General features: G+C 61.5%; 13 protein-coding genes. 5 read left to right on the forward strand and 8 right to left on the reverse strand.

Annotated elements, in window-relative coordinates:
• Positions 1-12 precede the first annotated feature (12 nt).
• The 6 genes from hfq to CD175_RS30435 all read right to left on the reverse strand — a co-directional run bounded on the left by hfq (position 13) and on the right by CD175_RS30435 (position 6,634).
• Positions 13-273 carry an RNA chaperone Hfq gene (gene hfq, locus CD175_RS30410; protein ID WP_003221112.1) on the reverse strand — a complete coding sequence of 87 codons (261 nt, stop codon included), beginning with the start codon at positions 271-273 and terminating at the stop codon, positions 13-15.
• Between the two features lie 94 nt (positions 274-367).
• Positions 368-1,339 carry a tRNA (adenosine(37)-N6)-dimethylallyltransferase MiaA gene (miaA, locus tag CD175_RS30415; RefSeq protein ID WP_104451560.1) on the reverse strand — a complete coding sequence of 324 codons (972 nt, stop codon included), beginning with the start codon at positions 1,337-1,339 and terminating at the stop codon, positions 368-370.
• Positions 1,339-3,249: a DNA mismatch repair endonuclease MutL gene (gene mutL, locus CD175_RS30420; RefSeq protein WP_104451561.1), complete on the reverse strand. Its 1,911-nt coding sequence runs from the start codon at positions 3,247-3,249 to the stop codon at positions 1,339-1,341. The genes miaA and mutL overlap by 1 nt, the downstream gene beginning before the upstream one ends.
• Positions 3,246-4,676 (reverse strand): N-acetylmuramoyl-L-alanine amidase, encoded by a 1,431-nt coding sequence (locus CD175_RS30425; RefSeq protein WP_104451562.1) that lies wholly within the window; start codon positions 4,674-4,676, stop codon positions 3,246-3,248. The genes mutL and CD175_RS30425 overlap by 4 nt, the downstream gene beginning before the upstream one ends.
• Positions 4,677-5,147 (reverse strand): tRNA (adenosine(37)-N6)-threonylcarbamoyltransferase complex ATPase subunit type 1 TsaE, encoded by a 471-nt coding sequence (tsaE, locus tag CD175_RS30430; RefSeq protein ID WP_007973252.1) that lies wholly within the window; start codon positions 5,145-5,147, stop codon positions 4,677-4,679.
• Positions 5,135-6,634, reverse strand: coding sequence for an NAD(P)H-hydrate dehydratase (locus CD175_RS30435; RefSeq protein WP_104451563.1), 1,500 nt, complete (start codon positions 6,632-6,634; stop codon positions 5,135-5,137). The genes tsaE and CD175_RS30435 overlap by 13 nt, the downstream gene beginning before the upstream one ends.
• A gap of 63 nt (positions 6,635-6,697) precedes the next feature.
• On the opposite strand from CD175_RS30435, the gene queG reads away from it, so the two are divergent.
• The gene (gene queG, locus CD175_RS30440) at positions 6,698-7,762 is read left to right on the forward strand and encodes a tRNA epoxyqueuosine(34) reductase QueG (RefSeq protein WP_104451564.1); all 1,065 of its coding nucleotides are present in this window, start codon (positions 6,698-6,700) and stop codon (positions 7,760-7,762) included.
• 13 nt (positions 7,763-7,775) lie between these two features.
• Here queG and CD175_RS30445 read toward each other — a convergent pair whose 3' ends face one another.
• Both CD175_RS30445 and orn read right to left on the reverse strand, forming a co-directional pair.
• Entirely contained in the window at positions 7,776-8,387 is a 612-nt protein-coding gene (locus CD175_RS30445; RefSeq protein ID WP_007973246.1) for a trimeric intracellular cation channel family protein, read from the reverse strand.
• 149 nt (positions 8,388-8,536) lie between these two features.
• Positions 8,537-9,079, reverse strand: coding sequence for an oligoribonuclease (gene orn / locus CD175_RS30450; RefSeq protein ID WP_007983969.1), 543 nt, complete (start codon positions 9,077-9,079; stop codon positions 8,537-8,539).
• Between the two features lie 106 nt (positions 9,080-9,185).
• Here orn and rsgA point away from each other — a divergent pair, with 106 nt between their 5' ends.
• From rsgA to CD175_RS30470, 4 genes are all read left to right on the forward strand, one after another.
• Positions 9,186-10,217, forward strand: coding sequence for a small ribosomal subunit biogenesis GTPase RsgA (rsgA, locus tag CD175_RS30455; RefSeq protein WP_007978809.1), 1,032 nt, complete (start codon positions 9,186-9,188; stop codon positions 10,215-10,217).
• A 198-nt stretch (positions 10,218-10,415) separates the two neighbouring features.
• Entirely contained in the window at positions 10,416-10,823 is a 408-nt protein-coding gene (locus CD175_RS30460; RefSeq protein WP_104451565.1) for a TIR domain-containing protein, read from the forward strand.
• 2 nt (positions 10,824-10,825) lie between these two features.
• A complete protein-coding gene (locus CD175_RS30465; RefSeq protein ID WP_102698654.1) occupies positions 10,826-11,785 on the forward strand; it encodes a caspase family protein in 960 nt (319 codons plus the stop codon).
• On the forward strand, positions 11,785-12,276 hold the full coding sequence (locus CD175_RS30470) for a toll/interleukin-1 receptor domain-containing protein (protein ID WP_104451566.1): 492 nt from the start codon (positions 11,785-11,787) through the stop codon (positions 12,274-12,276). Before CD175_RS30465 ends, CD175_RS30470 begins: the two co-directional genes overlap by 1 nt.
• Positions 12,277-12,369 lie beyond the last annotated feature (93 nt).

The raw sequence follows: 12,369 nt of genomic DNA on the forward strand, positions 1-12,369 counted from the left end.
AGGAGACTCCTATCAGGCGTTACCTGGCTCAGCGTCACCTGCATCGGATTCGGTTGCGCTAGGCAGACGAATTGGACGAACCGGTACCACTGTAGAGATAGCGTGCTTGTAGACCATCTGGCTTACGGTGTTTTTCAGCAGGATGACGAACTGGTCGAACGACTCGATCGTTCCTTGCAGTTTGATACCGTTGACCAGGTAGATGGACACCCCAACTTTCTCTTTACGTAAAGTATTCAAGTAAGGGTCTTGTAGCGAATGCCCTTTTGACATGTGCCGCACTCCTTTAAGGATTCAATATAAAAAAATAGGTAAACAGGTGGCTTTAGCCGCCACACCCCCAAGGATAGACGGCAATTGCAAGGACTCAGCTCAATATGGAGATGGTCCCAAGGTATTTCAAGGCGCGCGGCAGATTGTCGCAATCCAGACTGTCCAGCCAATGCAGGTCAGTCCAACTGCGCAGCCAGGTGAACTGGCGTTTCGCCAATTGGCGCGTGGCAATGATTCCACGCTCCTGCATCTCGGCTGACGTCAGCTTGCCATCCAGGTAGTCCCAGACTTGGCGATAGCCTACTGCACGTATAGACGGCATCCCGGCATGCAGGTCACCTCTATTACGCAGGGCTACGACCTCGTCAATGAATCCCTGTTCCAACATTAAAGTGAATCTTTGTTTAATTCGCTCGTGCAGTACCTGGCGATTTGCCGGGGCAATAGCCAAGTTCGCGACAGTATAGGGCAATTGTTGCTGTCCCGAAGCGGCTGCTTCGGTACTTTGCGCAGATTGTTGCAAGCGTAGCGCAGTCATGCTCTGACCGCTTACCCGATAAACTTCCAGTGCTCGACTCAGACGCTGCGGATCGTTCGGATGAATACGCGCGGCAGAAACCGGGTCGATCACTGCCAATTGGTCGTGCAGGGCTTGCCAGCCAAGGCGTGCAGCCTCTTCTTCGATCTGTGCGCGCACTTGCGGGTCGGCGGCCGGCATCTCCGCCAGGCCTTCAAGCAAAGCCTTGTAATAGAGCATCGTACCGCCTACCAGCAGCGGAATTTTTCCGCGTGCGGTGATCTCTGCCATGGCTTCCAGGGCGTCACGGCGGAAATCCGCGGCCGAATAGCTCTCGGCCGGGTCGAGAATATCGATCAGACGGTGCGGATATTGCGCCAGCAGCTCTTTGGAAGGCTTGGCGGTGCCGATGTCCATGCCACGGTAGACCAGCGCCGAATCGACGCTGATCAACTCGCAAGGCAGGACCTTGGTGAGTTCGATGGCCAGGTCGGTCTTGCCGGCGGCGGTCGGCCCCATCAGGAAAATCGCAGGTGGGAGCTGGCTCATCAACGACCGCGCAAGAACAGTTTGTCCAGATCGTCCAGGCCCAGTTGGGTCCAGGTCGGTCGGCCATGGTTGCATTGACCGCTGCGCTCGGTGTTTTCCATGTCACGCAGCAGGGCATTCATTTCCGGCAGGGCCAGACGCCGGTTCGCCCGAACCGCGCCGTGGCAGGCCATGGTCCCGAGCAACTCGTTCAGGTGCGCCTGAATGCGGTCGCTGGTGCCGAATTCCATCAGATCCGCCAGGACGTCCGCGACCAGCCGGTTGGCTTCGGCCTGCTTGAGCAGTGCCGGGATCTGTCGGATGGCCAGGGTTTCCGGGCCCAGGCGCTGCAACTCAAAGCCCAGGCGCTGGAACCAGGCGACATGTTCCTCGGCGCAATCGGCTTCACGCTGACTAACGGCCAGGGACTCCGGCACCAACAACGGCTGACCACTCAGGCCCTCGCTGGCCATCGCCACCTTCAGACGCTCATACATGATCCGCTCGTGCGCGGCGTGCATGTCCACCAGCACCAGGCCCTGGGCGTTTTCCGAAAGGATGTAGATGCCCTTGAGTTGTGCCAGCGCATAACCCAGCGGCGGGATGTCGTCCTGCCCGGCCGGTAGCGCAACGGCATTGGCCTCGGGCAGCGGCGCAAAAAACTCGCGGTAGGCGGCCTGCGCTTCGGCGACAGGCACACCGGACTGCGGGCGCGGCGTGTATTGATACTGATAACCCGCGCCAGCACCCGAACCTGCCGGCGCATTGAACGACGGCTGGGCCTGAGGCTGTTCCAGCAGGGCATTGGCGGCCAGGCGCATTTCTCCCTGGGGCCCGAATTCACCGGCTTCGAGGCCGGTAGGCCGGACGATGGCCGTGGCAACCGGTGCCGCCAGATGATCATCGGGGCGCACATCGCCCAAGGCACGGTGCAAGGTGCCGTAGAGGAAATCGTGGACCATGCGCCCTTCGCGGAAGCGCACTTCGTGTTTGGTCGGGTGCACATTGACGTCGACGCCGGTCGGATCGACTTCGAAAAACAGCACGAAGGTCGGGTGCCGACCGTTGAACAGCACATCGCGATAGGCCTGGCGTACCGCGTGGGCCACCAGCTTGTCGCGCACGGCACGGCCATTGACGAAGAAATACTGCAAGTCGGCCTGACTGCGGTTGAAGGTCGGCAGGCCGACCCAGCCCCATAGATGCAGGCCGTTGCGCTCGATTTCGATCGGCAGGGCCTGTTCCAGGAAGCCCGGCCCGCAGATCGCCGCCACGCGCCGGGCACGGGCCGCATCATCATGGGCCTCGTGCAGGCTGAGAATGGTCTTGCCGTTGTGGCGCAGATGGAACGCCACATCGAAGCGCGCCAGGGCCAGACGCCTGATGACTTCCTGCAGGTGATCGAATTCGGTTTTTTCGGTTTTGAGAAACTTGCGCCGCGCCGGCGTGTTGAAAAACAGGTCGCGCACTTCAACCGAAGTGCCCACCGGATGCGCCGCAGGCTGCACGCGGGGCGCCATGTCACGGCCCTCGGTCTCGACCTGCCAGGCCTGATCGGCATCGCGGGTGCGGGAGGTCAGGGTCAGGCGCGCGACGGAGCTGATCGATGCCAGGGCCTCACCCCTAAAGCCCAGGCTCATGACCTGTTCGAGGTCTTCCAGGTTGCGGATCTTGCTGGTGGCGTGGCGGGCCAGCGCCAGCGGCAGGTCATCGGCAGAAATGCCGCTACCGTCGTCGCGCACCCGCAGCAATTTGACGCCGCCCTGCTCCACATCGACGTCGATGCGCCTGGCACCGGAGTCGAGGCTGTTTTCCAACAGTTCCTTGATCACCGAAGCCGGGCGCTCGACCACCTCACCCGCGGCAATCTGGTTCGCCAGTCGCGGGCTTAACAGCTCGATTCGCGCGCCGTTGTTCACGACCTGATTCATTCTTTGGCCGCCAGTTCAGTGCCCGGAATGGTCAGGTGCTGACCGATCTTGAGCTCATCGCTCGACAGGTTGTTGGCACTGCGCAGGGTCGCGGGCGACACCTGATAACGCACGGCGATCATCGCCAGGGTCTCGCCCGGGTTGACGCGGTGGTCACGTGGCCCCTGCACGATCTTGCCGGAGTCGCGCAGCCAGGCAATGTAAGTGCCCGGCGGCGGGTTCTGCTGGAAGAACTGGCGCACGCCGCTGCTGATCGAACGCGCCAGTGCCTGCTGGTGGTTCGATGCCGCGAGTTTCGAGGCTTCGTTGGCGTTGGAGATGAACCCGGTTTCCACCAGGATCGACGGAATATCCGGCGACTTCAGCACCATGAACCCGGCCTGTTCGACCCGCTGCTTGTGCAGAGGCGTGACCCGGCCAATGTTGCTCAGCACCTTCTGGCCAACGTTCAGGCTGGACGTCAGGGATGCCGTCATCGACAGGTCGAGCAGCACGCCGGCGAGCATGCGGTCCTTGTCATCGAGGCTGACGTTGCCGGCCCCCCCGATCAGGTCGGAACGGTTTTCGCTGTCAGCCAGCCAGCGGGCCGTCTCCGAGGTCGCGCCGCGATCGGACAGGGCAAATACCGAGGCACCGAAAGCGGCGGCAGAAGGCGCTGCGTCGGCGTGGATCGAGACGAACAGGTCGGCGCCTTTCTTGCGGGCAATTTCGGTACGGCCGCGCAACGGAATGAAATAATCGCCGGTACGGGTCAGTTCGGCGCGGAAACCTTTCATGCCGCTGATCTGGCGTTGCAATTCGCGGGCGATCTGCAACACCACGTCTTTCTCACGCTGGCCGCGAGAACCCGATGCACCCGGGTCTTCACCACCGTGTCCGGCGTCGATCACCACAATGATGTCGCGCTTGCCGGGCGGGGCCGGCGGCAGCTTGATTGCAGGCTCCACAGGCGTGACTGGCACGGCGGGCATCGTGGCGACCGACGGTGTCGGCGCTGGAGGAGGCGCTGCATCCGCGGCGTTATCGAACAGATCGACTACCAAGCGGTTGCCGTACTGGGCGTTCGGCGCCAGGGAGAAGCTTTTTGGTGTCACCGCCTTTTTCAGGTCGATGACCACCCGCAGGTCGGTCGGCGTGCGTTGAGCCGAGCGCATGGCGGTAATCGGGGTGTTCGACGTGTTGACGTTGAGTGGCGCACCGAGGGTCGCACCATTGATGTCGATGACCAGGCGATCCGGCGCGGTCAGGGTAAAGACGCTGTGTTGCACCGGGCCGGTCAGGTCAAACACCAGACGTGTGTTGTCCGGTGCCCGCCACAGACGAACACTGTTGACCTTCGAATCGGCCACAGCGTCGACGGTCACCGCCAGAAACAACACCCCTACGGCAGCAACCAACGCGCGAAAGCGCATACCTAACCCCATCATTTATTTGGATTCCAATGCCAAAGCGGCACACCAGGCCTCGCCACGCGAGCCCTGGGATAAAATTTTCAGCGAACGCCCGCTGTCTTGCGGGCTAATGGTAATGGTCAGGTCCGGCTTTGGCAAAAAGCCTGCACCTTTGTCGGGCCACTCGATCAGACACAGGGCATCGTCTTCGAAATAGTCGCGGATACCGAGGAACTCCAGCTCTTCCGGATCGACCAGACGGTACAAATCGAAATGGAAGGCGCGAATGTCGCCAATCTCGTAGGGTTCAACCAGGGTGAAGGTCGGACTTTTTACCGCCCCGACATGCCCCAGGCCGCGGATGATGCCTCGGGACAACGTGGTTTTGCCCATCCCCAGGTTGCCCTCGAGGAAGATCAGGCCATGGCCTTGGGTGATTCGGGCAATGCGTGCGCCAAAGTCGCTCATGGCCTGCTCATCGGCCAGGTACAGGGTTACTTCAGACACGGTGCTTGCTCCTCCAACAACTGACGAATGGCTGGAATCAGATCACTGGCCGCCAGCCCACGGCCGAATTTTCCTTGTTGCTCGCCGGCATTGGCGTGCAGCCAGACCGCCAGGCAGGCCGCGTCGAAGGGTTCCATGCCCTGGGCCAGCAATGCGCCGAGCAAACCGGCCAGAACATCGCCTAAACCGGCAGTAGCCATCGCCGGGTGGCCCTGATGACAGACGGCCAGCCGCCCGTCGGGACAGGCAATCAGGCTCCCGGCCCCCTTGAGCACCACGACCGCCGAATATTTCTTGCTCAATGCATGGGCCGCTGCCGGTCGGTCGGCTTGAACCTGCGCCGTACTCATTCCGAGCAAACGCGCCGCTTCGCCCGGATGCGGAGTGATCACGCAATCCCTGGGCAAACTCACACGCTCCTCGGCCAGCAGGTTCAGCGCATCGGCGTCCCAGACTTGCGGCAACGCTGCGTTAGCAGCGGCAGACAACAAGCTGCGCCCCCAACCCGCTTGCCCCAGCCCCGGACCGACCACCAGCACGGAAACCTTTTGCAGCAAATTCATCAGCTGATTGGCCGAGGAAGTGCCCAGCACCATCGCCTCGGGGATCCGCGCCAGTGCGGCCGCGACATGTTCGCTGCGGGTCGCCACCGACACCATGCCCGCCCCGCTGCGTAGCGCACTTTGCGCGCTCAGCAGAATCGCACCACCCAACCCGCGGTCGCCGCCAATCAGCAACACATGGCCAAATCTGCCTTTGTGGGAAGCCGGTGCCCGCGCCGCTGGACGCGGCAGGTTAGCCGCAGTCAGGCGACGGGCGGTGAAAGCAGCGCCTTCCATCAACTGTGGGTCTGCGTGCAAGTCGTTGAACAGCAGTTCGCCGACCACATCAGCCGCCTCCCCGGTGAACAATCCCAATTTCAAGCCGATGAAGGTCACTGTCAGGTCGGCCTGCACCGCCACGCCGAGGATACGACCGGTATCGGCGCACAGCCCTGAAGGAATATCCACCGCCGCGACCGGCAACCCGCTCATATTGATCGCGGTGATGGCGCTGGCATACGGCTCACGCACCTCGCCGCTCAGCCCGGTGCCAAGCAAAGCATCCAGGACGATGCCGCGCAATCCGGATTGTGCGGTCCAGGGCTCGATGAGCACTTTTTCAGACACCGCCTCGGCATGTGCCAAGGCCGCGTCACCCTGCAGGCGCTGCGGATCTCCCACCGCCAATACCCGGACAGACCAGCCTGCGCGCAAGGCCAACACGGCCACCAGATACCCGTCCCCGGCGTTGTTGCCATGGCCGGTGAGTACACTCAGTTCATTCGCTGTCGGCCATTGCCGCACCAGCGCGCGCCACGTCGCCCGCGCCGCGCGCTGCATCAATTCGAAGCCCGGTGTGCCGGCGGCGATCAGGCTCGCGTCGAGTGCTCGCACTTGCGCGGCACTGTACAGCGCGTCGGGTAATTCATCTTTAGTGTGCGGCATGCGTCTTCGGGCTCCGATGTCTGGCAGAATTATACGCACCTCAGCTCCGGTTTCTCTCGCATCATGCCCGCTATTACCACAGACCTGCCTGCCCTCGCCCAATCCATCAAGGACTGGGGCCGCGAGCTGGGCTTTCAGCAAGTCGGCATCAGCGGCCTCGACTTGGGCGAGCACGAGCAACACCTGGAGCACTGGCTCGCCGCCGGCTACCACGGCGAGATGGACTACATGGGCGCCCATGGCAGCAAACGCTCACACCCGGAGGAGCTGGTGCCCGGCACTTTGCGCGTGGTTTCGCTGCGCATGGACTACCTGGCGGGCGACACCCACATGGCGAAAATGCTCGCCCAACCGGAAAAAGCCTACGTCTCGCGTTATGCCCTGGGTCGCGATTACCACAAATTGATCCGCAAGCGCGTGCAACAACTGGCGGACAAGATTCAGGCAGAAATCGGCCCGTTTGGTTTCCGTGCCTTTGTCGACAGTGCACCGGTGCTGGAAAAAGCCATCGCCGAACAGGCCGGACTGGGCTGGATTGGCAAAAACACCCTGGTGTTGAACCGCAAGGCAGGCAGTTATTTCTTCCTCGCCGAGCTGTTCGTTGACTTGCCGCTGCCGGTAGACCCGCCCCACGCCACCGAACACTGCGGTCGGTGCAGTGCCTGCCTCGACATCTGTCCGACCAATGCTTTCGTCGGCCCTTACGTGCTGGATGCCCGGCGCTGCATTTCCTACCTGACCATCGAACTCAAAGGCGCGATCCCGCAAGACCTGCGGCCGCTGATCGGCAATCGGGTGTTCGGTTGCGATGATTGCCAGATTGTCTGCCCCTGGAACCGCTTCGCCCGCCCGTCCGGTGAAAACGACTTTAAGCCACGGCACAACCTGGACAACGCCGAACTGGCGGAGCTGTTCATGTGGGATGAGGAGAAATTCCTGAGCAGCACCGAAGGCTCGCCGCTGCGTCGGACCGGTTACGAAAACTGGTTGCGCAACCTGGCGGTAGGCCTGGGCAATGCGCCTTCGACGATTCCGGTGCTGGAGGCGTTGAAGGCGCGACGCGAGCATCCGTCCGAACTGGTCCGCGAACACGTCGAGTGGGCCCTGAAACAACACGGCCTCGTGTAGGGGGATCGCGGCGTCAAGCCTCGTCGTTGTAGACGAACTTGGGCATTTCCCAGTGAAAACGGATCGCCAACAAGCGCAACAGGAACCCGCCGAACAATGTGATCAGAATCGCCTGTTCCCCTGGCAAGTTCAGGTACAGACAGAGCATGTAGCACCACGCCGCCGCAAACGAGACGCTGGCATACAGCTCACGCCGGAAGATCAGCGGAATATCGTTGCAGAAAATGTCCCGCAGGATGCCGCCAAATACTCCGGTGATTACACCGCTGACCGAGGCGACCAACATGCCATGGCCCATTTCCAGGGCGGTGATGCAGCCGATCAGGGTGAAGGCAACCAGCCCCATGGCATCGAGCACCAGAAACAGTGAGCGCAAATGCCGCATCCAGCGTGCCGTGAACACGGTAATCATCGCCGCAGCCGTGGTCAGCACCAGGTATTCCGGGTGTTTGACCCACGTCAGCGGGTAATGCCCGAGCAGCACATCGCGCACCGAACCGCCCCCCAACGCCGTGACGCAAGCGATCAGCACCACACCAAACCAATCCATGCCACGACGCCCGGCAGACAGGGCGCCGGTCATGGCTTCGGCGGTGATGGCGATCAGGTAGAGCATCAGCAACATGGTGGCGGTCCTTGCGAAAAGGCGCGCAGTCTACCCAATTCACCAAGGCCCACAAACCCTGTAGGAGCTGCCGCAGGCTGCGATCTTGTGACTTTGGTATTCAAGATCAAAAGATCGCAGCCTGCGGCAGCTCCTACAGAGGAGTCCGATCAGGCCTTGATGAAGTGCTTGCGGTAGTGCTGCAACTCGGCGATGGATTCGCGGATGTCGTCCAGCGCCAGGTGGGTGCTGCCCTTCTTGAAGCTGTCACGCACGTCCGGTGCCCAGCGCGCCGCCAGCTCTTTGAGGGTGGACACGTCGAGGTTGCGGTAGTGGAAATAGCTTTCCAGGGATTTCATGTGGGTATAAAGGAAGCGACGGTCCTGGCAGATGCTGTTGCCGCAGATCGGCGATTTGCCCTTCGGCACCCACTTCTCCAGGAAGGCGATGGTTTCGGCTTCGGCTTCGGCCATGCTGATACGGCTGTCACGAACCCGCTGGGTCAGCCCGGAACCGCCATGCTGGCGGGTGTTCCACTCGTCCATGCCGGCGAGGATTTCGTCGCTGTGGTGAATGGCGATCACCGGGCCTTCGGCCAGAGTGTTCAGGTCACTGTCGGTGACGATGGTGGCCATTTCGATAATGACGTCGGTATCAGGGTTCAGACCGGTCATTTCCAGGTCGATCCAGATCAGGTTCTGCGGATTTTGCATGTTCGGCTCCTAAGCAATGCTGCGCAGTTTAGCCTAGGCCGGTGGCCGGGCGTGCTAAACTCGCGGCCGTTTTACCTAATCGCTGCATTCTTTATACGGAACACCCATGGCCAAACGCCAACTCAATCGCCGCCAAAACTGGCGCATCGAAAAGATTCAGGGCGAACGCGCTGCCCGCGCCGCCAAACGCGAGTCCTCAGCTGTCGAGGCACTTGAGGGCGGCGATCTGGGCCCGGAACAGCACGGTCTGGTGATCGCGCACTTCGGTGTGCAGGTCGAGGTCGAGGCCCGCGACGGCGAACTGGCCGGCCAGGTGTTCCGTTGCCACCTGCGCGCGAACCTGCCGGCGCTGGTGACCGGTGATCAGGTGGTGTGGCGCGCCGGCAACCAGGGCATCGGTGTAATCGTGGCACAACTGCCGCGAAACACCGAGCTGTGCCGCCCGGACAGCCGTGGTCAGCTCAAGCCGGTGGCGGCCAACGTCGACATGATCGTCATCGTGTTTGCACCGCTGCCCGAGCCCCACGCCAACTTGATCGACCGCTACCTGGTGGCGGCCGAACATGCGGGCATCAAGCCGCTGCTGCTGCTGAACAAATTCGACCTGATCGACGAAAACAACGCCCCTGCACTGAATGCCTTGCTCGCCGTATACCGCACACTCGGTTACCCGGTGCTGGAAGTGTCGGCGCATCACGGCAACGGTATGGAGCAGTTGCAGACGCAGCTGGACGGACGCATCAGCGTGTTCGTCGGCCAGTCCGGTGTCGGCAAGTCGTCGCTGGTCAACAGCCTGCTGCCGGATGTCGAGACCCGCGTCGGCCCGCTGTCCGAGCTGTCCGGCCAGGGCACCCACACCACCACTACCGCGCGGTTGTTCCACTTCCCCGGCGGCGGTGAGTTGATCGACTCCCCGGGTATCCGCGAATTCGGCCTGGGCCACGTCAGCCGTGCCGACGTCGAAGCCGGCTTCATCGAGTTCAACGACCTGCTGGGCACCTGCCGCTTCCGTGACTGCAAGCATGACCGCGAACCCGGTTGCGCCCTGCTCAAGGCCCTTGAAGATGGCCGCGTGCAGCAGCAACGGATGAACAGCTACCGCTCGATCATCGCCAGCCTGCCGGAAAACGGCTACTAAACAGAGATGCCGACCACCTAGCTTTACGCGGGGTGGTCGGCGGCTGGATCGTCCCCCGCTTAAACATCAGACCTTTCTGTAAGACGTGCGCACGCTCGCCTGTAGGGCATTTCTCTTTCCGCGCCGGCCTCTTGTAGCCGCCCTGTAATCACCTAGTTTCAAACCCTCTTCGCACTCCAGCGACACCGAGGGACACCCATGCAAACCTACCATCTGTTCATCAGCCACTCGTGGAACTACTCCGACGCCCACGACAATCTCGTGCGCCTGCTCAACGCCAAGCCCGGTTTCACCTACAAGAATTTTTCGGTGCCACCGGACAACCCGATTGTCGGCGCGAAAACCGACAAACAACTTGAGGAGGCCATCGAAAACAAGATCCGTCCATGTTCGGCGGTATTGATCATGGCCGGGATGTATTCCACCTACAGCAAGTGGATCAACAAGGAAATCGAGATCGCCAAGCGCATGGGCAAGGTGATCATTGCGATCAAACCGTTCGGCGCCGAGCGGATTTCCACGGCGGTACGTGAGGCGGCACATGCCGAGTGTGCCTGGAACACCAACAGCATCATCAGCGCAATTCGCCAGCATACGGCGGTGTAACCATGCGCAAAGGACTGTTTATCGGCATCAACGACTACACCCACGTTTCGCGGCTCAGCGGTTGCAGCAATGACGCCATGGCCATGGCTTCCGTGCTCAAGACCGACGCCAATGGCGATCCGAACTTCAAGAACATCGTGCTGACCTCCGCCGAGGACTACCTGAGCCGGGAAAAGCTCGAAGACCAGATCCGCGAGCTGTTTTCCGGGGACTGCAATGTCGCGCTGCTGTATTTCGCCGGCCACGGCAGCTTCGACACCGACACCGACGAAGGCATGCTGATCCCGCAGGATTACAAGAGCGCCAAGGACGGGATTCGCCTCAGCGACATTCTTAACTGGGCGAGCAAAGCCACGAAGATCAAAAACAAAGTGATCATCCTCGATTGTTGCCAGAGCGGCTCGGCCGGCGAACTGCGCGCCTTGCGCAGCGAGGGTAGCGTGGTCGGCGAAGGCATGACCATTCTGACTGCCTGCAAAAAGGAAGAGCCGGCGATGGAGGGCGCGCAACACGGCGTGTTCACCGGACTATTGCTCCAGGCCCTGCACGGCGGAGCAGCGAACATCCTGGGCAAGATCACACCCGGCAGCCTCTATTCGTTTGTCGACAACGCCCTCGATGCCTGGGAACAGCGCCCGGTGTTCAAGACCAACGTCTCGCAGTTCATTTCCCTGCGCGAAGTGTCGCCGCTGATCCCCAAGGAGATCCTGCGCAAACTCCCCGAATGGTTTGCCGAAGCGGAGTCGGTGTACCCCCTCGCCCCCAGCTTTGAGCCCACCGAGCCTGAATTCAACCCGGAGCACGGCGACGTCTTCGCCCAGTTGCAAAAGTGCAACCGTCACAGCCTCATCGAACCGGTGGACGCCGAGCACATGTATTACGCCGCCATCCACTCCACCGGTTGCCGCCTCACCGCCCTCGGCGCCTATTACCGCGAACTCGCGATCAAGGGACATTTCTGATGCCAGTGTTTATCAGCTACCGCCACATGGACCGCGCCCACGCGGTCAAGATCAACGCGCGCCTGATCCAGGCCAACATCAAGACCTACCTTGATGTGCTGGATGCCGAATCCCAGACCACCGACGACATCACCGGGGTGATTACCCGCAACATCAGCGAATGCACGCACCTGCTGGCGGTGGTCTCGGAGAAAACCGCACTGTCCTGGTGGGTACCGTTCGAAATCGGCGAGGCGACCATCACCAACCGACGCATCTGCTCGTTCAAGACCGGCCCGACCGAGCTGCCACTGTACCTGGACAAATGGCCGAAGCTGACCAGCGACCGGGACATCGACTTCTTTATCGATGCCTACCGCAACGAAGCGACGCTCAAGCGCTCGATGTCGCTGGAATCGGTGACCGGCAGCGAGTCGGTGCGCAGCGTCAACAGATCCAATGCGGATCGCTTTCACGCCGAGCTCAAGTCCCGAATCATCCGCGGCTTCTGACGTCACTCCGGGGTTTCTCTCACCCATCATCTGTAGGAGCCGGCTTGCCGGCGATGAGTTCAAGTACGCCGAGTGGATCCAGGCAGCACGCGT

This window comes from Pseudomonas laurylsulfatiphila (assembly GCF_002934665.1).
GTDB lineage: Bacteria > Pseudomonadota > Gammaproteobacteria > Pseudomonadales > Pseudomonadaceae > Aquipseudomonas > Aquipseudomonas laurylsulfatiphila.